The 26428-nt window shown below is 44.8% G+C and carries 20 protein-coding genes and 1 pseudogene; 9 read left to right on the top strand and 12 right to left on the bottom strand.

From position 1 onward, the window contains the following. Positions 1-169 precede the first annotated feature (169 nt). Both istB and istA read right to left on the bottom strand, forming a co-directional pair. A complete protein-coding gene (istB, locus tag OCV19_RS11285) occupies positions 170-910 on the bottom strand; it encodes an IS21-like element ISVch3 family helper ATPase IstB (RefSeq protein ID WP_017102174.1) in 741 nt (246 codons plus the stop codon). A gap of 10 nt (positions 911-920) precedes the next feature. After that, positions 921-2450: pseudogene (gene istA, locus OCV19_RS11280) on the bottom strand (IS21 family transposase). Positions 2451-3049: 599 nt separating this feature from the next. Between istA and OCV19_RS11275 the strand changes: the two are divergent. From OCV19_RS11275 to OCV19_RS11265, 3 genes are all read left to right on the top strand, one after another. Then, the gene (locus tag OCV19_RS11275; protein ID WP_261875673.1) at positions 3050-4501 is read left to right on the top strand and encodes a hypothetical protein; all 1452 of its coding nucleotides are present in this window, start codon (positions 3050-3052) and stop codon (positions 4499-4501) included. 77 nt (positions 4502-4578) lie between these two features. Beyond that, positions 4579-5463: a hypothetical protein gene (locus tag OCV19_RS11270; protein ID WP_261875672.1), complete on the top strand. Its 885-nt coding sequence runs from the start codon at positions 4579-4581 to the stop codon at positions 5461-5463. A gap of 92 nt (positions 5464-5555) precedes the next feature. Beyond that, positions 5556-5720, top strand: a complete 165-nt coding sequence (locus OCV19_RS11265; protein ID WP_261875671.1) for a hypothetical protein — start codon at positions 5556-5558, stop codon at positions 5718-5720. Between the two features lie 644 nt (positions 5721-6364). Here the strand turns inward: OCV19_RS11265 and OCV19_RS11260 are convergent. The 5 genes from OCV19_RS11260 to rlmA form a co-directional block, all read right to left on the bottom strand. Beyond that, a complete protein-coding gene (locus OCV19_RS11260) occupies positions 6365-7942 on the bottom strand; it encodes an alkaline phosphatase (protein ID WP_065676409.1) in 1578 nt (525 codons plus the stop codon). Between the two features lie 192 nt (positions 7943-8134). Then, positions 8135-10021, bottom strand: coding sequence for a BCCT family transporter (locus OCV19_RS11255; protein ID WP_017063436.1), 1887 nt, complete (start codon positions 10019-10021; stop codon positions 8135-8137). Between the two features lie 128 nt (positions 10022-10149). After that, positions 10150-10503, bottom strand: coding sequence for a hypothetical protein (locus OCV19_RS11250; protein ID WP_048610474.1), 354 nt, complete (start codon positions 10501-10503; stop codon positions 10150-10152). Positions 10504-10777: 274 nt separating this feature from the next. After that, the gene (locus OCV19_RS11245; RefSeq protein ID WP_065676410.1) at positions 10778-11731 is read right to left on the bottom strand and encodes a ChaN family lipoprotein; all 954 of its coding nucleotides are present in this window, start codon (positions 11729-11731) and stop codon (positions 10778-10780) included. Positions 11732-11806: 75 nt separating this feature from the next. Then, the gene (gene rlmA / locus OCV19_RS11240; RefSeq protein ID WP_065676411.1) at positions 11807-12622 is read right to left on the bottom strand and encodes a 23S rRNA (guanine(745)-N(1))-methyltransferase; all 816 of its coding nucleotides are present in this window, start codon (positions 12620-12622) and stop codon (positions 11807-11809) included. A gap of 204 nt (positions 12623-12826) precedes the next feature. Between rlmA and OCV19_RS11235 the strand changes: the two genes are divergently transcribed. Then, a complete protein-coding gene (locus tag OCV19_RS11235) occupies positions 12827-13795 on the top strand; it encodes a nucleoside hydrolase (RefSeq protein WP_017063437.1) in 969 nt (322 codons plus the stop codon). A gap of 86 nt (positions 13796-13881) precedes the next feature. Here OCV19_RS11235 and OCV19_RS11230 read toward each other — a convergent pair whose 3' ends face one another. Together OCV19_RS11230 and gap are read right to left on the bottom strand one after the other, a co-directional pair. After that, positions 13882-14766, bottom strand: coding sequence for a D-hexose-6-phosphate mutarotase (locus OCV19_RS11230; RefSeq protein ID WP_065676412.1), 885 nt, complete (start codon positions 14764-14766; stop codon positions 13882-13884). A 242-nt stretch (positions 14767-15008) separates the two neighbouring features. Then, positions 15009-16004, bottom strand: coding sequence for a type I glyceraldehyde-3-phosphate dehydrogenase (gene gap / locus OCV19_RS11225; protein WP_017059382.1), 996 nt, complete (start codon positions 16002-16004; stop codon positions 15009-15011). Positions 16005-16323: 319 nt separating this feature from the next. Here gap and msrB point away from each other — a divergent pair, with 319 nt between their 5' ends. Further along, positions 16324-16761, top strand: a complete 438-nt coding sequence (msrB, locus tag OCV19_RS11220) for a peptide-methionine (R)-S-oxide reductase MsrB (protein ID WP_083994304.1) — start codon at positions 16324-16326, stop codon at positions 16759-16761. A gap of 172 nt (positions 16762-16933) precedes the next feature. On the opposite strand, the gene OCV19_RS11215 is transcribed toward msrB, so the two are convergent. Then, entirely contained in the window at positions 16934-17740 is an 807-nt protein-coding gene (locus OCV19_RS11215) for a DUF2989 domain-containing protein (protein ID WP_029405550.1), read from the bottom strand. A gap of 113 nt (positions 17741-17853) precedes the next feature. Here OCV19_RS11215 and OCV19_RS11210 point away from each other — a divergent pair, with 113 nt between their 5' ends. Beyond that, positions 17854-18141: a YeaC family protein gene (locus OCV19_RS11210; protein WP_065676414.1), complete on the top strand. Its 288-nt coding sequence runs from the start codon at positions 17854-17856 to the stop codon at positions 18139-18141. A gap of 137 nt (positions 18142-18278) precedes the next feature. On the opposite strand, the gene ansA is transcribed toward OCV19_RS11210, so the two are convergent. Together ansA and sppA are read right to left on the bottom strand one after the other, a co-directional pair. Continuing rightward, positions 18279-19295 carry an asparaginase gene (gene ansA, locus OCV19_RS11205; protein ID WP_019823767.1) on the bottom strand — a complete coding sequence of 339 codons (1017 nt, stop codon included), beginning with the start codon at positions 19293-19295 and terminating at the stop codon, positions 18279-18281. Positions 19296-19413: 118 nt separating this feature from the next. Continuing rightward, a complete protein-coding gene (gene sppA / locus OCV19_RS11200) occupies positions 19414-21264 on the bottom strand; it encodes a signal peptide peptidase SppA (protein ID WP_065676415.1) in 1851 nt (616 codons plus the stop codon). 279 nt (positions 21265-21543) lie between these two features. Between sppA and OCV19_RS11195 the strand changes: the two genes are divergently transcribed. The 3 genes from OCV19_RS11195 to OCV19_RS11185 all read left to right on the top strand — a co-directional run bounded on the left by OCV19_RS11195 (position 21544) and on the right by OCV19_RS11185 (position 26419). Beyond that, positions 21544-23553: an NADPH-dependent 2,4-dienoyl-CoA reductase gene (locus OCV19_RS11195; protein ID WP_065676416.1), complete on the top strand. Its 2010-nt coding sequence runs from the start codon at positions 21544-21546 to the stop codon at positions 23551-23553. A gap of 207 nt (positions 23554-23760) precedes the next feature. Further along, a complete protein-coding gene (locus OCV19_RS11190; RefSeq protein WP_065676417.1) occupies positions 23761-24309 on the top strand; it encodes an NAD(P)H nitroreductase in 549 nt (182 codons plus the stop codon). A 115-nt stretch (positions 24310-24424) separates the two neighbouring features. Further along, a complete protein-coding gene (locus OCV19_RS11185; RefSeq protein ID WP_065676418.1) occupies positions 24425-26419 on the top strand; it encodes a DNA topoisomerase III in 1995 nt (664 codons plus the stop codon). Positions 26420-26428: the final 9 nt, after the last annotated feature.

Here is a 26428-nt window from a genome sequence, read left to right as displayed (position 1 = left end):
CTCAGCGCGATCATCGTGCCCCATTGTGAGCTAACGTAGTTACTCATTCATAGACTGTTAACATCGGTTTTCCCTAATTTCTCTCATGATTGCGTATTTCGGTGATTGCGATCGGCTGTTTCGGTTTATTCCGATCGCCTGATCCTACCGTTTTTCTCTCTTCTTATTTTTACTCTAAGTGATCGGATTGCGCCAGTTTTCTCATTGACTCACCTCCCAGTTCTAGTCGATGACTATTGTGTACTAGCCGATCCATTAGCGCGTCGGCAACGGTCGCGTTGCCGATCATGTTGTACCACTCCTTTACAGGTAACTGACTGATGACGATTGTACTGCTGTTTTGATAACGATCTTCAAGCACTTCTAATAAGTGACCCGCATGCTCTTGTGTCAGTTTTTCCATCCCCCAGTCGTCGAGGATCAGTAAGGCTTTCTTAGCCAGTGATTGGAGTTGCTTTTGATAGCTGCCATCCATACGACCAGCGGTCAGGTCGTCAAGCAAGCGAGTTAATCGGTAGTACCTAACCGTTTGTTGTTGGTCACAGGCACTGGTGGCCAGTGCGCAGCCAAGATATGTTTTGCCTGCGCCCGTTGGGCCTGTGATCAAGATGTTTTGGTGTTTATATAGATAACTGCCAGTCAGAAGTTCGCTCATCTGTTTGCGATTGAGGTTTCGTCCCTCTTTGTAGATGAGTTGGCTCGGCTGTGCATCCACTCTTAGCTTGGCTTGTCGTTTTAAGCGTTGGATTTTGGTCTGATTGCGATTCAAGATCTCGCTTTCCAGAAGTAAACTTAACCGTTCCTCGAAGTCCAACTCTGCGTAAGTAGTCAGTTGCTCTTGTTGCTGCTCTAATGCTTTCGCTACATGGCTCAAGCGTAGGGTTTTGAGTTGGTCGTTCAGTGTATTCATATCCTTTCTCCTAGTGATAACTGTTCGGGCCACGAACATTGCTATGAACAAGGTTCGGCGTGCTCGTGTTGTCTTTGCTCAGCTGTCCTTCACGATTGTTTTCAGCAAATTACTGATGAAGGTGTAATTGGATTTTGTCAGCATCAGCGCATCTTTACAGGCTTGTTCAAGGCGCGGTTCGCCATAGGTTTTACTCAGACTGAGCAAGCCAAGACAGGAACGATAAGACTGCTCTGGATGAGGCTTGGAGTTCAGCATTTTATTGACGACTTCTCGTGTGGCTGCGCCGATATTGGCCCCAACTAAGCAAGCGCTCTGGTGACCACTTCTGATGTTGATGGTTGCTTGGCATGTGCTCTGGTTGGGTGCTGTTTCCGCGATCTCTTTGGCTACGTGGATGCTGGGCGACCACGTTACCTTTATGGTAGATCTGCACCAGACGATTAGAGGCTTCTAGTTCGACATGATGACCGACAAGTTGATGGGGAACTGAGTAGTAATGACGGCGATATTCGATGTGATAGTCAGGGCCAACTTTGGCTCGTTTAGTTTCGGTATACAGGTAACGCTGCTTAGGCAATGGCCTTAATGCAGGTTTGTCGAGTTTATCGAACAACGCTTGGCGGCTAGCGCCATACTGTTTCATCTTACGCTGATTTAACTCATTCATGAGTTCGCGGATGGCGAGATTCAACTCTTTGAAGGTATGGAAGGTTTGGTGTCTCAGCCGCATCATGATCCAGCGCTCTACTAAGAGCACGGCATTCTCTGCCTTGGCTTTGTCTTTCGGTTTGTAGGGGCGAGCTGGCATCACAGCGGTTTGATAGTGATTAGCCAGTTTTTGATAGCTGTCGTTCAGCCTCGGCTCATAACGATTCGCTTTAGTGACAGCGCTGCGTAGGTTATCGGGAACTAAGAGTTGTGGTACGCCACCGAAGTGCTCGAACGCATTTGCATGCGCCTCTAACCAGTAAGGCTTCCCTTGGCTGGGGAAGGCTTCAACATAGGTGTAATTGGACGCGCCTAAAGTCGCGACGAACACCTCCGCTTCGCGCACTTCCCCTGTGTCAGGGTTGACCACCTGAAGCCGAGGCCCACAGTAATCGATAAACAGTTTATCACCTGCGACATGAAGCTGGCGCATGCTGCGTTTTTGGGTTTTGAACCAACGAGTGAAGTGCTCGCAGAACTGAGTGTAAGCGTAAGCTTGCTCTTGATATTGCTCATGATACTCCTGCCAGAGCAGCATCTTTGTCATACCTTTACGCCTGAGTTCGACTGCGTATTGAGTGAAGTCTGGCATAACTTTATCTCGACTGGCTTTCTTGCCGTGATACAGCGCCTGTGTGAGATCTGCATCGCTGCAACTGTCGGGTAGAGGCCAACCAAGTTGGCTTTGTTTAAAGCGAGTAAGGAGTTCTGATACGGTGGATGGGCCGAGTTTAAGGCAAGAAGCGATACCACGATTTGAGAGACCGCAGTCGTATTTAAGGCGTAATACCTCTTTGATTTTGTTCATTGGAGTTCTCTTTTTGGCCATTGTCGCTTCCTTTCCTTCTTGTTTAAGAAGTAAAGAATAGCGAGCTATTGATTTAAAAGAGAAAAAGGAAGGGTTTCGGCCATTACGATCGCGGTTTTCGCTATTCCGATCACCGATTTCGGAGTTAGACTAAAAGTGATCGGATAATCGCGGAATCAGTGATCGGTTTAAACCGAAATGGGTGATCGGATAATCCCGAAATGACTGATCGGAATACTCCGAAATATGCACATGATATGTCATGGTCAGTATTACGTTCGTTTTCTCCCAATAGCGAGCTAAATCAGGGTTAGTAGCCATCAGAGCTGAAGTGAATGGTCATGCTGTCAAATTACTCGCAGTACAGTACGTCAGTCTCAAAAGTGTCTTAGAGAAATATACTTTTTACCGTCTATTCCATTCCTTTGAGGTGCTGTGGTGGTGTGTAATACCTAGTCGGGTCGAGGCATCTTTCTGCCACATAGAGTGGCCTGTAAAAAAGATAGTTGTGTCAAATAACCAATTGCTTTTTAATGAATTGTTAATCTCTAGCCTAGTTTGAGCATCCACTCACTGTTACTATTTCCACCTAGTTAGCACACTTGAGATATGTGAATTGTATGAGTCAGAATAAGATACTAGCGGAAATATTTAATGTACTAGAAAAGCTGTCTGCTCGGTATTTCTCTATTACAATCGGATTTTTGACGGCAGGTATAGCGTTTAAACTCCTTTCTCATTCTACAAACATCTGGTGGCTGCGTTTTTTGTTTTCACCACATCCATTGTTCGGCGAACAGATATTTACACTTTGGGCAGCCTTGCTTGCCATACATGGGACAATCGCTGCGTTATCCTTAACTTTGAATGGAGCACTGATTGACCGTGTTGCAGAAGCTTTTAATCCATCTCTAGAGGGTATCGCACGTCAAGCTGTATTTAAGCGACTTCGTTTCCAAAGTTTTTCTAATTGGTCTATCAGTAGCCTGACAATCGGTATTGGGTGGTTTGCTATTAAAGGGGGGATTATTCTTTACATCATATCAATGATGATGTCCTTTTCATTCTTGATTTTCTATGCCTATGTCTACCGCTATCTACAAAAAGTTAGCATCTCACCCGGTGTAATGAAAGAGTTTGTTGAAGCTGAAATAAAGGATACCAAAGCCCGTGCTAAATCCTTAAATGATAAGATCGAAAGAGTGGCTAGCAACAACTCTAATACACTTATATCACTTAATATTACACAAGAGCCACATCGAAAGTTTCGCCCACGAGCAATTTCACTTCCAGAGTCTCACTCAGGCTTAATATATAGCTATAATGCGGCTAAGCTAAAAGCTTTTATTGACACTATGCACCAAAAAGGGCTTTTTGATTTTACGATAAGTGTGCGCCCCGGACGGTTGGATTCTGATGCGCCTGTTCGCTATTCCATTAACACATTGTTAGACGCTGACAGAGCCAGTTTGGAAACTGCATTCTTGGCAACACTTGGTGATAGTATTATGGAATGCGATCTAGTCTTGTATGATGACTTAGCTTCTCAGCTACAATTTAACGTCTATGATCATGCGATTAGACTTGCCAGTCAGAAAGATCTTGGCGAATCACTTAAATGGCTGTTTTTATTAACAGATGAAGATGAGATAGAAAGAACATTTAACGGTTTGCTTCATTTGTTTTACGAAAATCGTGCGACCTTGTCTCAAAGAGCGAGCATAGTTTCCAACTTAAAGAGCGCGATGGTTACAAGTTTCCATTACAGTGATACCTCACTCTTGTGTACTTTTATATTTCGAATAGCGCAAGACTTGCTGGATATTGATAGCTATGTCGAATTTATTAAAAATGAGAGTGAGTTTTTCGTTAACTTTGTAATCGATTCCGTTGGAAATGAAAAACAGCTCAAAAGTGTTCTTTATGAGCCTCTAGTTGATATTAGTCAACATCGACTAGCTGCCGCGTCCGAATTTATTCAGGTACTGTCCGTTAGAGATAAATATTATGATTTAGATTCTGATACCTCCACCACCAGTGGAATGCGACTGTCAGGGTGGCCTTTTATCTAGAAGCTCTCGCATTACTGACATTACGTTTAGATGCTATCAGCATACAGGATGGCGCGGATAGAGAACGAGTACTCATAATGGACACCATTCGCTCTATTTTAAATGCTGTGGTATTCCGCGAGCTTTATTATCATGAATTTATCTACCATGAAATATTTAAATTACGTCACGGTTTTTCCTACCATTCAGCAGAGTCTGACTTGCGATACATAAAAGATGGCGACGTTTATACGAATACATCAAATGAGTTTTTTAATCGAGCACGAGCTTTGTTGTTGTTTGGTATCCCCGGAGGTAGTCAGCCATTCTCGATAGATTTCATCAGAAATATGGAGTTGCTGATCAGCAAGACAAGTTTCACTACTTGGGAAGCCAAAAATCTCCTAGATTATGTAAGCTCAGACGACTATCAACAGCAGTTCTCATTGTTAACGAAGGGTACGGCTACGAATAGAGGGGAGATTAAACAGTTTGTTGATCAAGCTGTGGGTAAATTAAACACTTTTTATGACCAGCTTCAGGCACTAGTACATCGTCAAATTGTTAATGCTGATCTAGATCCTTCTATAACGCGTGAGATCACCAAAGAAGTTACAAAACGATTTACGAAGGAAATTAGCAACGTATTCCCTGAGCTTGAATTACTTGATAACAATAGCAACATAAAAGATTCATTTATAGCGAAGATAGATAAACGCACATTCTTAAAGCCAATTGATAGCGTTTCGGCAGCTAATCCTTCTCGACATTTGGCGAAGCAGCTGATGCGAACCTTTCTCTTGTCGATGGCTGAGCACTTAAACGATACTGAACGCACCTTGATACAACGTTTGCCGGAGGAGGTTGAACAGTTTACAGGTCACTGGATAACGGTAATAAATGGCGAGATGCAAAGTGACAAAACGACGCCTGTAGGGCATACCTCAAGGGATATAAACTTCGTGATAAGAACAACACGTTAGGCTTGTGTGATGCTGGGCTTTACTATTTCCAGATCAATTCAACGTCTCTTTCACTTTCTAAAACGGAAAATAACCCGATATCTTTGGAGATCGTGACTGCTGATTCACCTGACTTCAGTGAACTGTTTGGAGATAACTTTGACTTGATGAACAAGGAGCAGACTGTAGTTGTGAAAGCGAAATTTAATTTGGCATTACGTTATGTGTCACCATTACCGATCTATTTTCTTCCAGTAACAGAAATGTTGTCTGCTTAGTTTTGTCAATATGGGATATGGAGGGTGTTTGTCTTTCACATTCAAATCACAATACCGAAAGACCAAGCGTTTACTCATAGGCGCTATGTAGTGGTACGGTGAAATTGGAACGGTTTTAGAGTTTTCCCAATAGAATCACATTAAATCATAAAAAAATCATCATGCGAATGACTGTTAGAATTTTAACTCTAAGAAGGTTTTGTCCAAAAGTTTCTAACGCAGAGTTGTGGTTGTATGTTGTGGTTGTATGAGAGGCATGTATGATGCAACGGAGGATTGCTTGCTTGTATCGCAGAGCGCTGGTTAGTAACAAAATGTTGAGAATTGCTTTGATCGACTTGATGGGATAGTTGAGAATTTTTGGATGAATTTCTCAGGTTTTGCTTAGAGAAAGGGCTTTTTGTTGAGAAAGTCATGAACCCATTGGTATTGCTGGTCTCTCTCATGATTCATAAAAACAAAAATTAATTCTTGAAGATTTTAAATCACCCAAACCGTTAAGTATTATAAAAACAGCCGTTCTTTAGCGGCTGTTTTGCTATTTGGCGCCGCCTAAAATTAAAAACTAACTTACTTAACTTAAAGGCTTATAACAAAAAACGCCCCGGAGGGCGCTAAAGTTAAACGAGCAAAAATGATTCAGGCTAGTTTACTTGTTGTTTAATGTACTCACCCAGTTCTGAGTGGTGCATGATTTTCGAAACTGGCAGTATCTTTTCAGCAGGACCCCAAGCAAACACGTTCACTGGTGTGTGAGTGTGTGTACCTGTACCCCAAACGATGTTTTGACCAGTTGCTTGTTCTCGAGCAAGTAGGTTGCCACGGTCGTTATATGGGAAGAAAGCATCGAAATCGTTGATAGCAGGCACTTCTTCTGCCGATAAGTATTTGTGCTGAGCCAATCGGTATGGGTTCGGTTTACTGGCTAATACGTTTTTCGCTTGTTCCGTTGTGATAGGGAACTCACTGTTTTTGTTCACGATCTCAGCCAGCTTTTCAGGTGTTTGCAGCGCTTTATCCAGCTTCTGAAATTCGCTGATCATGCCGTAGTAGCTTTGCTTCTGATTGTATAGACCATCAAGAATATCGAATGCGCCAAAGTTAAAGTTAGGTGCATAGTCGCGATCGGCGAAGGCTTCGCCAGAACGTTTCTGAGGTTTTGGTAGGTCGTTAGAAGAGTAGCTGAAACCGAAAGAGCCTGTTTCGTGGTCTGCGGTCACAATCACGATCGTGTCTTCACGATCTTTTGCCCATTCGTACACCGTTTGTATCGCTTCATCAAACTTGAGCAATTCATGCAGCATGGTGCCTGCATCGTTGCTGTGTCCCGCCCAGTCGATTTGGCCACCTTCGACCATTAGGAAAAAGCCATCTCCATCTTTAGATAGGATGTTGAGCGCTTTTTGTGTCATCTCTTTCAGGCTTGGCTGAGTTCGTTCGCCACTCTTTTTCTTGTTGCTGTAAGCGATGCCATCATCCATACCTGAGTAGGCGAATAGACCAAGTAGTTTATCGCCCTTAGCGTCGTCTAGCATGTTGCGATTAAACGCCAGTTGGTAGCCGTCTGTCTCTGCTTCAGTCAGCAGGTTACGGTCGTCTTTGCGCTTCGATTTGAGATAAACATCACCTTGAGTCAGTTTTTCAAGTTGCTTATAGGTTTCACCTTTGTCGTTGGTCGATTTAGGGATCCAATGACGCAGTCCTCCAGAGAGCATCACATCAGCGCCCGTTGCTAACATATCAGATGCAATTTGATTCTCTAGAGAACGGTGAGGTTGGTGAGCGGCGAAAGAAGCAGGGGTCGCGTGAGTTAAGCGTGTGTCTGAAACTAAGCCGGTCGCTTTGCCTGCTTTTTTCGCTTTCTCAAGTACTGTCTCAACATGGTTACCCTGGGAATCGATACCGATCACTTCTGAACCGCTGTAGATACCCGTTGCGAGCATGGTCGCAGAGCAAGCTGAATCCACTACGATTGCGTCTTCCGGATGCGTTAGGGATGAACCAATAACCCCTTCTTGAGCAAGTTGATAAATGGCCGTTTTGTTTCCTTTATAGATGGAATTTGGCGCTTGATTTGCGTAGGTTTCCAATAAGCCAACTTGTTGAGGTCCCATGCCGTCACCGATCATCAGAATGACATTTTTGATTTCTGCTGAAAGTACGTTGAATGAGAGTGTAGAGGTTACCATTGCGGTAACAATTGGTTTCATAAAGTGCTTCATTAGTTGTCCTTTTTATATAAGCGGGATGATTAGAACACCTATTTGTGTCAAAGTTGTTTCATGTTTGTTTCATTAATATAAAATTGAGCAATAACTCAAGCTTTTAGAAAAGCATAAAAAAAGGCTCACATTTCTGTGAGCCTTTGTCGTATTTAGGAGGGTCCAAATCAATGGACTGTGTCATGGCTAATGTCAAGCAAGCGGTAAGTCTGCAACCACCTGGTTGAACGTGATACGAGCATTCTGAGCTTGCTCAGATAACTCGATCTTTTTCGCTTGTGCGGCACTAAGATTACTCTCGGCCTGCTCAAGTGCTTGTTGTAGGTTCTCTGGTAACTCGTGAGTTTCCATTTGTGAACCTTGTTCTAGCACATAAGCGCGAATTTCTTTCTTCACTGCGGCAAGTTCTGTGTAAGCAACACGCTCAAGTTCTGCAGCTTCTTGTGCTGCATCTCTTTCTTTCTCAAATTGAGCCAGCGCCATACCTTCAGCAGACCAAGGGTCCATGTCTGGCAGTTCTTCGATGTTGATCGTTGGCTCGATGTACGCATCTTGATGGCGTAGGTCGAGGTTAGTCGCACGAACCGCTGAAATCATCAACATGACAGAGATAGCAAGCAGCGGTAAGCCACCAACAATCGCTGCGGTTTGTAGCGTACTTAGGCCGCCCAAGAACATCAGAATCGTTGGCAAGAACGATAGAGTGAATGCCCAGAACATACGGTTCCAGCGCATTGGCTCTTCGGTCACGTTGTTTTGTACAACAGACGCCAGGATGTATGAGATCGAGTCAAATGTCGTTGCCGTGAAGATAATACACAGCATTGTAAATACAGCGATAACCAGCGTGCTCATTGGCAATTGTGCAAGCATCGAGAAGATAGCTTTGGTTGCGCCTTCAGCATTCAAAATCGCAACGACATCCAGCTCACCAGAAAGCTGAAGTGATAGGCCGTAGTTACCTAAGATCATGAAGAATAGGAAACAACCTAGAGAACCAAAGAAGATCGAACCTGACACCATTTGTTTGATGGTTCTGCCGCGAGAGATACGCGCAACAAACAGACCCATACTCGGTGCAAATACTAGCCACCATGCCCAGTAGAAAATCGTCCAGTCTTGTGGGAAGTGAGTGTTTTCGAATGTACCGTAGCCACCAAATGGTTCAGCCCACGTTGCCATCACGAAGAAGTTAGACAGTAGACGACCAATTGAGTCTAAACCTGTTTCTAACATGAAGATTGTTGGACCCGCGATCAGAACGAAAGCTAACAGACCCATTGCACCCCAGAAGTTGATGTTACTTAGGATCTTGATGCCTTTTTCCAATCCAGCATAAGATGAGTAAGCAAAAATCGCAGTACACACTAAAAGCACCATCACTTGCGTTAGGTTATTTTTAGGTAGACCAAATAGGTGATTCAGACCTTCAGTGATTAGAGGTGCAGCTAAACCTAACGTTGTTGCAGCGCCGCCTAATAGACCGAAAATGAAAAGGATATCGACGATTTTTCCAGGTACGCCTTTACTGCGGTGTTCACCAAGAACAGGCATTAACGCACTAGAGATCTTTAGAACTGGCTGTTTACGTACATAGAAGAAGTAAGCGATAGGAATCGCAGGGATCAGGTAGATAGACCACGCGATTGGTCCCCAGTGGAACAAACCGTAAGTTGCAGCCCAACGAACCGCTTCTTCACTGCCCGGCTCTAGTTGGAAAGGCGGTGATTGGTAGTAGTAAGCCCACTCAATACAGCCCCAGTACAAGATACTTGCACCGATACCGCCACAAAATAGCATTGCAGCCCATGATGCTGTTTTGAATTCAGGCTCTTCATCAGCTTCGCCCAGTTTAATTTGTCCCATATCACTGAACACAACGTAAACCATAAATGCACAGGCAGCGAGGCCTAGCGCAAGATATAAAAATCCAAGTTGGTCCGTCATGAATGTTTTCGCAACCGCAATCCAGTCTGCGCCCTGTGCAGGGAACAAAATGAGCGGGAAAACTATCGTGAGTAGGAGTGCAATCGCACCAAAGAAAGTAGGCTTATCAATAAGCTCAAAAGTGTTTTTCACGAGTATTATTCCATTAAAATGAGAGCGGAATTATGGAATGAACTCGTTTTTTAGACCAAATCGGGTCTGTTGTCGTGACGACAAATCGCTTTAATGCAGAGAGGAAAGTGCAGTAACAGAGGGGAAAGTTAGATTAAGGCAAGTAGAATGCCACCAACGGTTGCCGCTGCGGATAAGTATTGCCCAGCTGAATAAGAACCATCGTCCTCTTCTTCAATCTTATCTGGGTGATCCATACCTAAAGCGCCATGAGCAAATGACTCAACCTTATCGGTAACGGTCTCGTTTTCAGCTTCGACTTTCTTGGCTTCTTTATCGATTTCTTTAAGTGCAGATAATAGGGCTTTGCCTTCATCAGAAAGCTTCACGGTATTTTGCTCAACCTTAAGCGGCGCAGGCTTTTCAGCTTCAGTGCTTTTAGCTTGTGCATTCATTTGCGAAGGTGAATACAGCTGAGTATTACTCGTTCCTACTGGCGTCATATCGCTCTCCTTACCTATCCTTAAATATAGTATCGGCAGAGGTGTGAAAAACTTGTGCAATTAATCATCGATAGTGATGTTTTTTATTCGCACATTACATTTTCGTCTGCTTGGTTAAATCGTCTATTTACTAAGCAAGTCTTGTGCCGATAAGAATGTTTGATTTAGATAGAGTTAGGATGAATGACGGGAACGTGGTCAAGTTTTGACGATGGGCTAATTATCTAGGATTAGCCCATCGACTCTTTAGCTTAGAAGAGTGGATCAACAGACCTTACTCACACTCTAGGCTAGCGCTGCGTTTTGACAGGTGCTTGTATGCCTTCATTCGGTTCTCTTTCTTAACAAAGCGAGCCGGCGGTGAAAGTACTTTTAGCTGGTAGTTATTGCTATCTGATGAAACCTCTTCAACTGGGCTGATGATGGCGATTCTCAAATCAGGGTTACGACGTAGAATTGATGCCGCCGTCCCTAAACCACCCTCGGTGTGGAACTTGCCAGCCACATGAATTACTTGTTTATCAGGGTTTGATGCTAGGTAATCCACAATCGACTCAGCCATGGTTTCATCCCAGGTTACCTGAGCGGCAAACTGTTTTTCTGTTTGCTCTGGCGTACCGTGGTGCATAGAAGCCATGAACTTTTCTTTGTAAGGGCTATCGCCAGTATTCACTTCGGCAGCAATCCATTGGCGTTGCTCGGTCGATAATTGGTCTAGGTAAGGCAATCCTTTACGGCCAATACACTGCACGAATGGCTTTGGTGCATTTGCCGCAATAACATCGACGTCGTTGGCTTTTGCGAACTCAACTAACGCGCGATAATCACTTTCGTAATTTGGCCAAGCTGCCGCTTGAGACATGAGAATTTGTTCGCCAATTTCGCCGTTTAAGTATTGGTCAAGTGTGGCTTGGTGCTCTCGAGTGAACTGTTCCATTGAAAGCGCAATGTTTGATGTTGCGTTGCGGCGCGCTTTTAAGAAGTCGGTTTGGAAGCGGTGAATGGCAGAATGCGTGTGCCATTCGCCAATTAGAACCACATCAGCGTCAATCAGCTGCTCGGGTAATGCATCGAGAGAAAGTGTTTCGCCTTGTGGAGAAGCGAACTGGTAGTCATAGAATGTGGAAACGGATTCCGTTTGAGCCACTTTTTGAGAAGTGTCTTTTGCAGGTTGACTAGCACAAGCCGTGAGAAGAGTAGCTAATCCGATAAGAATAATACGTTGCATGAAATGCCTCCTTGAAGAACACGCATACTAAAGGAGGCAAGATAAGATTTCAATGCAAACGATAATCAATATCAATTAAATTTGTTTGCGGTACACTCGCAGCATAAAGTCAGCTTCACAGTTGAATTGCTCTGCCTCGGTGAGTTGTTGTTTAAACTCTTCACTCGCCTTCCAAGCAAACGGCGTCATCTGTAGCAGGTCGAATGCATCTGACCCCGATAGTTCCATCATATAGTTTAGTTGCTCTTGATGCTCAAGCGTAAAACCTTCGACCACTTCTGGATCTTCGTCGTGCAAGCGAACGCCATCATAAATTGCATCACGCAGTTGATACAGGTGTCGGCTAGCTGGTGTCACGGTGATCACCACACCATTGTCTTTGATGGTGCGTTGTAACTCTTCAGCCTTGCAAGGCGCGTAAATGCGTAGAATGCCGTCTAAGCTTTTTTCAGCAAAGGGTAGGCGATGGCTTGATGCAACTGAGAAGTCGACAGAAGGGTAGCGTTTAGCGGCGTATTTGATAGCAATCTTAGAAATGTCTAGGCCAAAAGTAGCACCATTCTTTTCTTGAAGATTCACTGCAATTTCGTTGGTGTAATACCCTTCGCCACAACCAATATCCAATAGGCTAGGTGTCTCAGCTGGTAGATAGCGAGAACACAATGTCACCACCGCTTGGCGCATTGGGTCATAGTGGTTACCTTCAAGGAAACGACGACGTGCCTGCATCATCTCTTTGTTGTCACCTGGATCTTTTGAGCGTTTGTGGTGCGCAGGCATCAAATTGACATAGCCTTCTTTCGCTAGGTCGAACTGATGGTTCTTTTCACACTTAAACGTACGATCGTTTTGAGATAAAGGTTGGTGACACAAAGGGCATTGGTAAGTCATGACGATCTCAGAGGCATAGAGTTGGGCGAAGATTCTATCAAAAAGGTCTGCATCAGGCTAAATAAAAAGGCGAGAATATCCGCTTCTAGAATAGTGAGCTTATGGCTTATTACAATAAAAATCAGAGCTTAGGTTTAGGTCACGTTTATCTGCGTTTTTTCTGGGTATCGTCTACGCTTTCCTACTGTTTAATTAGAAGCTGATATGACAAAGAAAATCATTCTAGATACAGATCCGGGCATCGATGATGCAATGGCCATCCTATTTGCGGAAGCACATCCTGATATTGAGTTAGTGGGCATCACTACTGTTTATGGTAATGCGACGATAGACAACGGGACTCAAAATGCCCTTTATCTGAAGCAGAAGTTTGGAATGAAGGCGCTTGTGGCTAAGGGAACGGATAAGCCGTTAATAAGAGATCCTGTTGGAGCCACGGTTGTGGTGCATGGCGAGGCTGGATTTGGGGATGTGAAAGCGCCAAGTTCATTAGATGTTACAGCGCTTGATAAGCCGGCTTACCAGTTCATTATCGATAGTGTTCGAGCTGAACCGGGAGAGATCACTCTTGTGGCGGTTGGCCCTCTTACTAACCTCGCGCTCGCTCTGGAAGCGGATCCTGAAATTGTCGACTTAGTAAAAGAAGTGGTCATTATGGGGGGCGCGTTCGGTGAAAATGACCATCGAGGTAACGTGACGCCATTTGCTGAAGCGAATATCCATGATGATCCTCACGCTGCGGATAAGGTGTTTACGGCATCATGGCCTGTCGTGATTATCGGATTAGATGTCACTGAGGAGAGCTTCTTTACTGGTCAATACCTTGATGATTTACGAGATGATGCTGGAGAGGTAGGGCAGTTTATCTGGGATGTTAGCCGTTACTACTTAAAGTTCTATTCTGAAAAAGTAGGAATGGAGGGTTGTCATGTTCACGATCCTTCAGCCATTGCTTATGTTATCCAACCATCTCTATTTACCTGTCGTAGTGGCTCAGTCAGAGTAGTGACTGATGGCCCCGCTGAAGGGATGACAATTCAGAAAGTTGATCAACGTAAATATATGAATGATGAGTGGAGTTCATTCCCTGCACAAAAGGTCGGCGTTCAAGTGGACAACAATGCTCTATTGTCACTCTATAGAGAAACTTTAGTTCACTATTCACAGCAGTAAAGCTAACTAATCGTCATCGTAGTGTTATAAAAAATAGCTGTAAAAAAGGCCGGATAAACCGGCCTTTGAAGAGTTTTTTGAGTCGCTTACTGAGCTGAAATCACCGTAATCAACTGGTGGTTTTCGCCAGGCTGCAATGTTTTGCCTGCTTCTAGGCTTGGTGCGTGCAGCGTTGATTCAACACATAACATGGTTAGGTAACCGTCGTCTTGCATATCACCCATACCAGCAGCGCCTTCTGCCCACGGGTTCCACAGTACTGCAGAGTTATGACCGTGGTTTTCAACTGTTAGCGTGCGATCCAACTTCTTGTCAGCAACAAAGATTTTCGCTTCTGGTTGCGTGTAAACGCGGTCAATCGTGTCGGTCAGTACCAGTTCAGAACCGCCTTGGCAGGTTTTGCCACCTTGTAGGCTATCAATGTACTCAGCACCCATACTTGTTGTGGTTGTGGTGTGAATATCACCAACGTTTAGGTAAGTGTGTAGTGCACCAGAGAAAGTCCATGGTTGAGAGTCAGTATTCTTCACGTTCAGCGTTACTTTTAGCTGCTCGCCGATCTCAACATTCAAACGTGCATCAAACTGATGAGGCCATACTGCTAGCGTCTCTTCGCTTGCCTTCAGACCTAAGCTTACAATCACGCCAGCTTCGCTTTCACGGTGCTCAACCAATTGCCATTCACTTGAACGGGCAAAACCATGTGCTGGTGCTGCAATGCGACCAAACCAAGGCCAACATACTGGAATACCACCACGCAGAGCCGTTTTACCGTCGAATTTAGCTTGTTGGCTCATCCAAATCAGGTCTTCTTGACCTTGCGGTTGGAATGACACCACATGGCCGCCAAACAGTGAAATCGCTGCGTTTGCTTTATCGTGGATAACGCGAACCAGTTTTACACCTTCGTTTTCAACGATAGTCACGTTGTCAGAAAGTACCGCCAGTGCAGGTAGAGTAGATAAATCCATTACATGATCCTTCTAAGGAAATTGAATTCAAATGCTGACTAGAGTGATGCTTGATTTTTCATGAGTAACCAGCAGAGTCAGTATTAGAATTGAATTTTGCGTTTGGGCTATCTTTATGGGCTTAGATAGACGCGGTTTAAAAGATAGCAGGTATTAAAAAGGCGACACTAAGGTCGCCTTTTTCAAAGTCTGCTCAAAACAGTCTTCGCTAATGCTTATCTAAAGCGATTTCTAAAAAGAAATTACTTAGAGATGTGAGCGATTAGGTCTAGAACTTTGTTTGAGTAACCGATTTCGTTGTCGTACCAAGATACAACTTTAACGAATTTGTCAGTTAGAGCAACACCAGCTTTAGCATCGAATACTGAAGTTTGAACTTCACCGATGAAATCTTGTGATACTACTTGGTCTTCAGTGTAACCAAGAACGCCAGCCATTTCGCCTTCAGAAGCTTCTTTCATTGCAGCACAAATTTCTTCGTAAGATGCAGCTTCTTTTAGGTTAACTGTTAGGTCAACTACAGATACGTTAGCAGTTGGTACACGGAAAGCCATACCAGTTAGAAGGCCGTTTAGTTCTGGAAGAACAACGCCTACAGCTTTAGCAGCACCAGTTGAAGATGGGATGATGTTTTGAGAAGCACCACGGCCACCGCGCCAGTCTTTAGCAGAAGGGCCATCTACAGTTTTTTGAGTTGCTGTAGTAGCGTGAACTGTAGTCATAAGACCAGATTCAATGCCCCACTTATCGTTAAGTACTTTAGCGATAGGTGCAAGACAGTTAGTAGTACAAGAAGCGTTAGAAACGATGTCTTGACCAGCGTAAGATGCTTGGTTAACGCCCATTACGAACATTGGAGTTGCATCTTTAGAAGGACCAGTAAGAACTACTTTCTTAGCGCCAGCAGTGATGTGCTTACGTGCAGTCTCGTCAGTTAGGAAAAGACCAGTTGCTTCAGCAACTACGTCTACGTCGATAGCATCCCACTTAAGGTCTTCTGGGTTACGCTCAGCTGTAACACGTACAGTTTTACCGTTAACGATTAGGTTACCGCCTTCAACTTCAACAGTACCGTTGAAACGGCCGTGAGTTGAGTCGTACTTAAGCATGTATGCCATGTACTCTACGTCGATTAGATCGTTAATACCTACTACTTCGATGTCTGCACGCTCTTGAGCTGCGCGGAATACGAAACGGCCGATACGGCCAAAACCGTTAATACCTACTTTGATAGTCATTGTAGTTGCTCCACAACTTAATTTCTGATTAAAGATAACTGGTAGTAAAATTACAGAATCCAGTATACATCTGCAATAGATAATCCGACTTAACTTGTTTAATGTCAAAAAAAAGCGACGCTTTTCTTAACAATTGGGTGTAAGTGGTTGAAAATTGACCATTGCAAGTGGCTCTGTACCCTTCCAGTTGGGTAAAATACCCCTAAATGATGATTCACTTATGAGTGTATATGTACAATGTTTCCTGGTGAGAAAGTATGTGCTACAAAACGACTGATATGCAAGCCTTTATAGAAAAAAGTAAATATAATAACTGAGAATGTGGAGAGATATTAACGTGATTCAAAAGGGAGGAAATATGATAAAGCCTGATGAATACTGGCGTGAACGCCTAACAGACGACGAATTTGCAGTGTGTCGTGAACGTGGTACTGAAGCCCCATATAGCGGTAAGTTACTGCACAACCATAAGACTGGCGTCTATAGCTGCACATGCTGTGAAAGCCCTTTGTTTCTGTCGGATAACAAATATGACTCTGGGTGTGGTTGGCCAAGCTTTGATGCCCCAGTGAATGATGAAGCTGTACGCTATATAGAAGATCTAAGTCACGGAATGAAGCGTGTAGAGATCCGTTGTACCGCCTGTGATAGCCATTTAGGTCACGTTTTTCCTGATGGTCCGAAGACCACAGGTGAACGGTTCTGTGTTAATTCAGTGTCGTTAATTTTCAACAAAAATGACAAAAGTGAGAAATAACTTGTAACTATTGTCTAATCCTTACAGGTCGCATTTGTCGATTTAGGAATGCTGAAACGCCCAAGATTTCAGATTTAACTCTAGTACAAATAAAAACAGCTACCAAAAAGGTAGCTGTTTTTTAAAAGCAGGTGAATAAGAAGCTTAAGTTAGAACACTATAAATGAGGCGATCAGTAACTCGGGACGATTGAAGGGCTGTAAATTCCATCCTCAATCGCTTCGACGATGTTGTCTGCGTCTTTATTTAGCTTCTTATAGGTTGCCTTGTCGAAATGGTACAGCACAGTTAGCTCTGCTTCAGAAGCAATCGGCACGTCAAAGTCTTTGGCAACCATCGCCCAAACGTACGCTTTTTCCATATGGCCAAGGCTGTGGTTGATACTTGCCATCGACTTGAAGATTTCAGTGTTGGCTACTGAGCCATTAGAAAGCGTTAGCGCATTATTGAGTAACTTAAGTGTCTTTGCATGATCGCGGGTAGTATAGAAGGTTGCCAAGGCATATTGCATCTCGGCTGTGTTTAACGCTTCAGAGCCTTCTAGTTGTAGGAAGCTGCGTCTGGCATTGGTGTCCCCAGTTTGCGACCACAAGAAGTAAAGCGTTTCCGGTGTATCGGATTTCGATAGCTCATCAACAATGCGCTCAGACTCTTCGATACTGTGCATTAAAGAGGTAAAGCGACGCTCTTGCAGCTTAGATTGATCGATCGTTTCGATCTGTGCCGCGAGCTCTAGGCACTTTTTGTAGGCAGTGACTAATTCGAATTCTTTAATTTTGTTGATTTCGGTGGGTTGCTTCTGAACTTCAAATCGATGCCAGATGAGGTCGGTACGTGCGACACGACATTGCCCATCGTTCATGTTCAATTGTTCACACTGAAGACCCGGGTTGCTTTGGCACAGTTGATCGGTATTTTTGTTCCCTTCAAGACACCCAACCAGAGTGAAAGGCAATAGGCTAATCGCCAACCATTTCATAATTTTCATATTCCTTCACTTGTGATCAGATGCACTTATTATTGGTCAGGTTCTTGACTCAATTCTGTTACGGGTTATTTTCTGGTGAAAATTGTTAAAACTAAGGCTTTACCATGGATGCAGAACAACTTCTTAGCGCAATGACACCCGAGGTCTACGAACGTTTAACCTACGCAGTTGAAACGGGTAAATGGCCAGAAGGTACGGCGCTCTCAAAAGAACAGCGCGACTCGTGTATGCAAGCGGTTATGTTATACCAATCTAAACATAACTCTGAAGCTCAACATATGACAATTGCAGCTGGTGGTGAGATTAGCTTTAAATCTAAGTCTGAACTAAAGAAACAGTTTAAGTCAGATCAAGAAGACATTGTTAGGGTTAACCCGAATCATTCAGCTTAAATTACAACAAAGGGGTGGCAATGTGCCACCCCTTTTAGTTTAACTCGTTTATTTATAAGCAATAAAACGATTTAGTTCACGTTAAGCCGCCGTTACTTTCATAGAATAACTGGCTTTAACGTGAATCCTTGAACAGGTTATAAGCTCATCTCACCGCGTAATACTTGTTGCATCTGAGCCTTCACTTCTTCGTAGCCTAGGTTTTGGCTTAATAGATAATGCAACTTCGCCAGTGCCGCTTCTGGTGTCATATCGTAACCACTCACCACGCCCGCTTCTGCTAGTGCACAACCTGTCGCGTAACCACCCATGTTGACTTTACCAGCCAAACATTGAGTTAGGTTCACCACAATAACACCGCGCTCTGAAGCATCTTTCAGGTGCTGAAGCAGTTCTGGGTTTTGTGGTGCGTTACCCACACCAAAAGTAAGCAGAATCATCGCGTTAACAGGTTGTAATAGCGTGTTACGGATCACTTCGTGTGAGATGCCTGGGTACATTGTGATTACGCCGATAGGTTGCGGAGTAATGTTATGAACCTTGAAAGCACCTTCAGGTTGTTCGTTTACCTTGACGTTATTGCTAAGTTGGATATTGATACCCGCTTCTAGCAATGGATTCAGGTTTGGAGACGTAAACGCATTGAAGCCATCTGCGTGTGATTTTGTGCTGCGGTTACCACGCATCAACTTGTTGTTGAAGAACAGTGTCACTTCGTTGATAGGGTAGTTTGCGGCAATGTGCAGAGCATTCAGCAGGTTTGCTTGTCCGTCTGAACGAAGCTCTGCTAGTGGGATCTGAGAGCCCGTAACAATCACAGGTTTGCCGAGGTTTTCAAGCATGAAAGACAGTGCAGAGGCAGTGTAAGCCATAGTGTCTGTACCATGCAGGATAACGAAACCATCGTACTTATCGTAGTTCGCGCGAATGTCATCAGCGATAGTCTGCCAATCAAGTGGCGTCATATCTGAAGAGTCCATTAATGGAGAGTATTCGTGAATGGTGTACTCAGGCATCTCTGGGCGATGGAATTCAGGCATGCCAGCTAGCTGCTTATCCATGAAACCTGCGACAGGAACATAGCCGTGGTCAATAGACTTCTGCATGCCAATTGTGCCGCCGGTGTACGCGATATAGATGTGTTTTCTTTCCATGGCGATTAATACTTAGTGTGATGTGGGGAACAGGGGGGCGATTATAGCGAATTATCATGCAATAAAAAGAGGCACCTCACACAGAGGCACCCCTTAGTTATTGAGTTATTGGCTCAACTTATTGAACTTGGCAATTTAAGCAGAAAGCGTATCGGCCTTGTGGGTCGTTAAAGTTGCCTAACAGCTGGCTATCTTGAGCTAACTGCTGAGTAACAGGCTGTAAACTGCTTGGTATCATCGATTGAATATCTAGACCTATCGACATCTGAACTTGGTTCATAAATTCTTGAATAAATTGTTCAGTGGCCGAAAGTGGCTCTTCTACCCAGTAGATGTTGTAACTTTCAAGCTCTGCAAGTGAAGCCGCAGCCGCAACCGCATCATCGAAATCACCAATCTCATCGACTAAGCCTTTCTGAATCGCATCTTGACCTGTCCAAACTCGGCCTTGAGCAATCTTGTCGACAGCATCGACTTCCATACCGCGATTTTCTCCAACTAGGCTGATGAATCGGCGATATCCGTTTTCAATGCCCATTTGGAACGCGTCTTTCGCGCCATCGCTAAGGCCAGTTGTAATACCAAGACCAGAGAAAGGTGAGGTGCCAACGCCATCAGTGTAAACACCAATATCATTAAGCCCTTTTTCGAAGGTCGTGATAACACTGAAGATACCAATCGAACCCGTTAGTGTGGTTGGTTGAGCTAGGATCTTATCCGCGCCCATCGAGATCCAGTAACCACCCGAAGCAGCAAGGCTCGACATCGACACAACAACCGGCTTACCCGCTTGCTTGATCGCTTCTATTTCGTTACGAATAACTTCAGAAGCAAAGGCACTGCCACCTGGGCTATCGACACGAAGTACAACGGCTTTCACTTTGTCGTCGTTACGTGCTTGGCGAAGTAGGGCTGCAGTGGTGTCTCCGCCAACGGTGCCACGTGGTTGCTTGCCATCCATAATAGCGCCGCTCGCTACAATCACGGCAACGTCGTGTGATTCACTGGTCATGTCTGGAAGCATGGTTGCACGGTATTCGTAGTAACCAAACGCGTTGTAGCTGTCTTGGCCATCACTGCCGAAAACATCAGCAAGCTCTAGTCGAACTTGTTGGCGTGTCGCTAGCTCATCCACTAAGCCAAGTTTCTCGGCCAGTTTTGCAATGTCACCGTCCACAGACTCAAGCTCTTTCAAGAAGGTGTCCATGCTTGGGTTCAGTGTTTTAGCATCGATCTGACGGTTGTTGCTGACGTCATCAACGTACGCACCCCATAGTTGGCTCAACCAACGAGAAGCGGACTCTTTCGCTGCGTCTGACATGTCATCACGAATGAAAGGCTCGATAGCTGACTTATAAGTGCCCACGCGGAACACGTGCGTGTTTACGTCTAGCTTCTCTAATAAGGTTTTGTAGTAAAGTGAGTAAGCGCTATAGCCTTTAAGAAGAACCCCACCATCTGGTGACAGGAAGACCTTAGTTGCGTAGCTGGCTAGGTAGTATTGGCTTTGATTGTAAAAGTCACCTACCGCATAAATTGGTTTGCCTGTTGCTTTGAACTCATTCAATGCTTTAGCAATGTAGCGTAGCTTGGTCAGGTTGGTTTCTGGCAACTCTTTGAGTGCTAAAACGATACCAGTAACCTTGTCATCGTCTTTTGCGTAGCGAATCGTTTCAACGATATCAAACAGGATGTTCTCTTTTGGAAGGTCTTTGCCAAGCAGTGAACCTGTAACCGAATCCATCGGATTGATATAGCGGCTTTGTTCCACAATAGGGCCAGATAGATTAAGCACTAAAGCTGAGTCCTGTGGAACCGTCGGTTGAGCCGTATCTGAATGGAAGTACACAAAGTAGATGATGGCGATACTGAGTAAAAAGAAGAGGTTAACCAGCGCAAGACGTACAAACGTGATGAGCTTCCAAATCCCTTTAAAGATCATGCCTATAAATTTGAATATTTTTTTCATTCTGTCTCCGCAGTGAGATTACATCGCTTTAACAAGCCGTAGTACCATTAATCTCAATAATATGAACTGCTTAGTATCCTACGATAATTCCCAAGTTCAAACTACACCAAGAATTGTTAATCGATATATATTCTCATTAAGTGTAGTCAAATTAAGGGTTTCTGAACGATTAATACCTTCAGCATTATGATCGGTGTTACAAAAATGTAAACGGTTGTTTGAACTTTTGGTAATTGAACTATACTGTGGTCAGACCACAAGGATAAAATAATAGAAGTGATGTCTGCCATGTACCCACATTTACTTGAACCACTCGATCTTGGATTTACCCAGTTACGTAACCGTGTATTGATGGGATCAATGCATACAGGTTTAGAAGAAAATAAAGAAGGTCTCCACAAACTCGCCGCGTTTTATGAAGAGCGAGCAAAAGGAGGCGTTGGCCTTATTGTTACCGGTGGTTTCTCTCCTAATTTACGTGGCAGATTAACCCCATTCAGTGCTGAATTCAGTAAAGTAAAGCACGCCAAAGCGCACCAAGTTGTTACTGAAGCCGTCCACAAGCACGGCGGTAAAATTGCGCTTCAACTATTGCATGCTGGTCGCTATGCCATGCACCCATTCGCGCAAAGTGCGTCGGGCATTAAAGCGCCAATCGCTAAGTTCGCACCGAGCGAAATGAACCCTCGTCAGATCAAAAAGACCATCGAAGCCTTTGCCAACAGTGCCGAGCTCGCTCAAGTTGCTGGCTATGACGGCATTGAGATAATGGGCTCTGAAGGTTACTTGATTAACCAATTCATCTGTAAACGTACCAATATGCGTTACGACGAATGGGGCGGATCTTACGAGAAGCGTATGCGTTTCCCGCTAGAGATCGTTAATTCGATTCGCGAAGCGGTGGGTAAAGATTTCATTATTATTTTCCGACTGTCGATGCTGGATTTGGTTGAACAAGGCAGCACCTTTGAAGATGTTGTTCTTTTGGCTCAGAAGCTAGAAGAAGCGGGCGTGACTATCATCAACACTGGTATTGGTTGGCATGAAGCTCGTGTTCCGACTATCGCGACGCAAGTGCCACGAGGCGCATTCTCTTGGGTGACGGAAAAAGTGAAACCATACGTGTCGATCCCAGTGGTGACTTGTAACCGAATCAACACACCAGAAGAGGCTGAACGCATTCTTAGTTCAGGACAGGCTGACATGGTATCAATGGCTCGCCCATTCTTGGCAGACCCGGATTTTGTTAATAAAGCCGCTCAAGACCAAGCTCAGTTCATCAATACCTGTATCGGTTGTAACCAAGCTTGTTTAGATAACGTGTTTAAAGGTAAACGTGCGAGCTGTTTGGTTAACCCACGAGCTTGTTACGAGACTGAAATTGTTGTTCAACCTGCTCAAGCCACCAAGACCATTGCGGTTGTCGGTGCAGGCCCTGCAGGCTTAGCTTGTGCGACGACCCTAGCTCAACGTGGGCATAAGGTTGACTTGATCGAGAAGAATGACCGTATCGGCGGCCAGTTTAGATTGGCAATGCAGATTCCGGGTAAAGAAGAATTCAGAGAAACGATTCGTTACTTTGCTAACCAAATCGATGCATCAGGCGTGAACCTGAAACTGGATACTGAAGCAACGTTTGAGATGTTGTTGAAGTACGATGAAGTGGTGATGGCTGCGGGTGTTGAACCAAGAAAGCTCGATATTGAGGGCATCGACCAAGAAAACGTGGTCGATTATCAAACCTTGATTCGCGAAAAGACACCAGTAGGCGAAAAGGTCGCAATTGTTGGTGCTGGTGGTATTGGTGTCGATGTGGCAACCATGCTAACTGAGCCTACCTCGCACAGTTTAGATGACTGGCTGCATGAGTGGGGCATCGATAAGAATATGGAACACCCGGGTGGGCTTTACCCTTACCCTGATTCGTTCAGCGATAAAACGGTTTGGGTGATGCAACGTAAAGCGGGTCGTGTTGGTAAAGGGCCGGGCAAGACTACAGGCTGGATTCATAAGCGAACCCTAGAAAAACGCGGTGTGAACCTTTTAGGCGGCGTAAGCTACAACAAGATTGATGATAAAGGTCTGCATATCAGCGTTGGTAAGAAAGATCAGGTGCTGGATGCTGATTCGGTTATCGTATGTGCAGGTCAGGTGTCAGTTCGTCCATTCGAAGATATGTGGCAAGAGTTTGGTGGCAAACTGCACGTGATAGGCGGTGCCGATTATGCCGGTGAGCTGGATGCCGTACGTGCTATCCGTCAAGGTGTTGAGCTAGCGATTAAGTTATAGAATCATCTATCAAACTGTAATCTTATCGGTAGATATTGTTACTTAGTTTGCTGAGCTAGATTTTTAACAAGGCTCCTAAGTCATAGATTTAGGAGCCTTTATTGTTTCTAATCTAGGCCAAATGGCTAGTCGTTGAGATTTATTATCGTTTGTATTCTGTGCTAAAGTTCAAGTATACAAATAATAAAGAAATAGTAAGGACTTCAAATGGATGCTTTGGATCTATTGCTCAACAGACGCTCAATCGCAAAACTCTCTGATCCGGCACCAGAAGGTGTGGCGTTAGAAAACATCATCAAAGCAGGGCTGCGCGCTCCAGACCACGGTGCACTAACACCTTGGCGCTTTGTTATCGCGCAAGGTTCAGGCCTACAAAAGCTTTCAGACATCTTGGTGCGCGCCGCTGAAGCGGATGACAGCGAAGAAGCGGTCATTGAGAAAGTTAAAAAAGTGCCGTTTCGAGCTCCGATGGTGATCACTATCATCGCAAAGGTAACTGAGCACGAAAAAGTGCCCGCGTTCGAACAACACCTATCTGCGGGTTGCGCTGCACAAGCCATGCAAATGGCTGCCGTTGCTCAAGGTTTCCAAGGTTTTTGGCGCTCAGGTAAGTGGATGTTCCACCCTGAGGTTCACCAAGCTTTCGGCCTAGAAGGCGACGATGAAATTGTTGGTTTCCTATACTTAGGTACTCCTGGCTGCACACCAATGAAAGTGCCAGAGCGCGACTTCTCTAAGTTCGTTGAGTTCTTATAAAGAAAGCTGAAGCTTGAATAGTGGAATGTTAACTGTATAAACAACCAGTTTTTCTTGATTTATTAGGGCTACATTAGATAATGTGGCTCTAATTGTTTGTAGCATCTGGAAAAACATGTCTCGTCTTATCATTGCTGAAAAACCAAGCCTAGGCCGCGCCATTGCCGCCGCACTACCGAATCCACAAAAGAAAGACCAAGGGTTTATCAAATGTGGCAATGGGGATGTGGTGACTTGGTGTATTGGACACTTATTGGAGCAGGTTGAGCCGGACGCTTATGACGACCGATATAAGAAGTGGAACTTAGCCGATCTTCCTATCGTGCCAGCGCAATGGCAACTAAGACCTCGTAAGACGTCAAGCAAACAGCTCACGGTGATCCGAAAGCTATTGAAGGGCGCGACCCAAATTGTCCATGCGGGTGACCCGGATAGAGAAGGGCAGCTGCTAGTCGATGAAGTGATCGACTACTGCAAGGTATCTAAGGCCAAGAAAGAGTCGATGGACAGGCTGCTGATCAGCGATTTGAACTTACCAGCGGTGAAGCGTGCGCTCTCTCAGATGCGCAGTAACCGAGATTTTATTCCACTGTCTATTTCTGCTTTAGCACGCTCTAGAGCCGATTGGCTGTATGGCATGAACATGACCCGAGCTTACACCTTGCTTGGTCAAAAGGCGGGTTACCAAGGCGTGTTGTCGGTAGGGCGAGTGCAAACGCCAGTACTTGGTTTGGTGGTAAGACGTGATGAAGAAATCGAGAATTTCATTCCTAAAGATTACTTCACTCTGCACGCTTTGATCCCTTATCAAAACAACGGCCAGAGCTTTGATATTCGAGCGCGTTGGAAACCAAGCGAAGCATGTAAACCATGGCAAGATGAAGAAGGCCGAGTGCTCAATCGAAAGCTGGTTGAGAACGTGGCTAACCGAATTGCGAATCAACCTGCGACGGTGACGGAATCAGAGCAAAAGCAAAGTAAACAAGCTGCGCCACTGCCTTACTCGCTGTCAGCTTTGCAGATTGATGCGTCTAAACGTTTTGGTATGAGTGCTCAGCAGGTGTTGGACACCTGTCAGTCGTTGTACGAGAAACACAAACTCATCACTTACCCGCGTTCTGACAGCCGCTATCTACCTAAAGATCACTACTCACAAAGAGAGTCGGTCGTGGATGCTATCGCTAACAATGCGAAAGAGCTGCAAAGTGGTGCTCAAGGTGCGGATCTTTCTCTTAAATCCAAAGCATGGAACGACAGTAAGGTCGATGCTCACCACGCGATAATTCCTACTCCGAAAAAGTCATCGGTGAACGGCCTGTCTGCCAACGAGATGAAAATCTATCAGCAAATCGCTCGTCAGTATCTAATGCAGTTTTATCCGCCGGCCATTTTTGCTGATGCCAAGCTTGTGTTTGATATTGCTGGTGGTGTGTTCATCGCAAAGGGGCGTCAGCTTATCAACCCTGGTTGGAAGGTGTTGATGGGCAAAACAGATACCGAAGAGAAGGGGGATGGAACTGATGCGGTTCCACCGCTAGATAAAGGTTCTGTGTTGACGTGTCGTGAAGGTGTGATTGGCGATAAGAAAACCGAGCCGCCAAAACACTTCACGGAAGCGACCTTGCTACAAGCGATGACAGGTATCGCGCGCTTTGTCGCGAACAAAGACCTTAAAGCCATTTTGAAAGAGACCGACGGCCTTGGCACAGAAGCAACCCGTGCGGGCATTTTAGATACTCTATTCAAAAGGCAACTGCTAACGCGCCAAGGTAAGAGCATTCACAGTAGCCCTGCGGGCAGAGGCTTGATTCATGCCTTACCTGAGGATTCTACTTTCCCAGACATGACGGCACACTGGGAGCACCAGTTGCAAGGTATGGCTGAGCGTAATCAAGCGTATCAACCTTTCATGCAAGCGTTAGAAAGCAAGATTGATGGTTTGATGGGCAAGGTAAAAACCGGCGAAGTTCCTGAGTCTCTGCGTCATCTTCCTAAAGTCGAAAGGCCAGCCTTTAAACGCCGTAAAGGTGGCGGTGCGAAGAAGTCTTATGCCAAGACAGGTACCTATGCTAAGAAAGGTACTTCCGCTAAAAAAGGCACCAAAAGCTAAGATTTATTG

Origin of the sequence: Vibrio celticus, from assembly GCF_024347335.1 — a bacterium.
GTDB classification, from domain to species: Bacteria; Pseudomonadota; Gammaproteobacteria; order Enterobacterales; family Vibrionaceae; genus Vibrio; species Vibrio celticus.
Note: the sequence above shows the minus strand (reverse complement) of the source record. Positions and strands in the feature narration are given on the sequence as shown.

What these genes read in the sequence shown, in the direction of transcription:
- istB (WP_017102174.1), bottom strand. Translation starts at nt 910, where the DNA reads ATGAATACACTGAACGACCAACTCAAAACCCTACGCTTGAGCCATGTA.
- OCV19_RS11275 (WP_261875673.1), top strand. Translation starts at nt 3,050, where the DNA reads ATGAGTCAGAATAAGATACTAGCGGAAATATTTAATGTACTAGAAAAG.
- OCV19_RS11270 (WP_261875672.1), top strand. Translation starts at nt 4,579, where the DNA reads ATGGACACCATTCGCTCTATTTTAAATGCTGTGGTATTCCGCGAGCTT.
- OCV19_RS11260 (WP_065676409.1), bottom strand. Translation starts at nt 7,942, where the DNA reads ATGAAGCACTTTATGAAACCAATTGTTACCGCAATGGTAACCTCTACA.
- OCV19_RS11250 (WP_048610474.1), bottom strand. Translation starts at nt 10,503, where the DNA reads ATGACGCCAGTAGGAACGAGTAATACTCAGCTGTATTCACCTTCGCAA.
- OCV19_RS11245 (WP_065676410.1), bottom strand. Translation starts at nt 11,731, where the DNA reads ATGCAACGTATTATTCTTATCGGATTAGCTACTCTTCTCACGGCTTGT.
- rlmA (WP_065676411.1), bottom strand. Translation starts at nt 12,622, where the DNA reads ATGACTTACCAATGCCCTTTGTGTCACCAACCTTTATCTCAAAACGAT.
- OCV19_RS11235 (WP_017063437.1), top strand. Translation starts at nt 12,827, where the DNA reads ATGACAAAGAAAATCATTCTAGATACAGATCCGGGCATCGATGATGCA.
- OCV19_RS11230 (WP_065676412.1), bottom strand. Translation starts at nt 14,766, where the DNA reads ATGGATTTATCTACTCTACCTGCACTGGCGGTACTTTCTGACAACGTG.
- gap (WP_017059382.1), bottom strand. Translation starts at nt 16,004, where the DNA reads ATGACTATCAAAGTAGGTATTAACGGTTTTGGCCGTATCGGCCGTTTC.
- msrB (WP_083994304.1), top strand. Translation starts at nt 16,324, where the DNA reads ATGTGGAGAGATATTAACGTGATTCAAAAGGGAGGAAATATGATAAAG.
- OCV19_RS11215 (WP_029405550.1), bottom strand. Translation starts at nt 17,740, where the DNA reads ATGAAATGGTTGGCGATTAGCCTATTGCCTTTCACTCTGGTTGGGTGT.
- OCV19_RS11210 (WP_065676414.1), top strand. Translation starts at nt 17,854, where the DNA reads ATGGATGCAGAACAACTTCTTAGCGCAATGACACCCGAGGTCTACGAA.
- ansA (WP_019823767.1), bottom strand. Translation starts at nt 19,295, where the DNA reads ATGGAAAGAAAACACATCTATATCGCGTACACCGGCGGCACAATTGGC.
- sppA (WP_065676415.1), bottom strand. Translation starts at nt 21,264, where the DNA reads ATGAAAAAAATATTCAAATTTATAGGCATGATCTTTAAAGGGATTTGG.
- OCV19_RS11195 (WP_065676416.1), top strand. Translation starts at nt 21,544, where the DNA reads ATGTCTGCCATGTACCCACATTTACTTGAACCACTCGATCTTGGATTT.
- OCV19_RS11190 (WP_065676417.1), top strand. Translation starts at nt 23,761, where the DNA reads ATGGATGCTTTGGATCTATTGCTCAACAGACGCTCAATCGCAAAACTC.
- OCV19_RS11185 (WP_065676418.1), top strand. Translation starts at nt 24,425, where the DNA reads ATGTCTCGTCTTATCATTGCTGAAAAACCAAGCCTAGGCCGCGCCATT.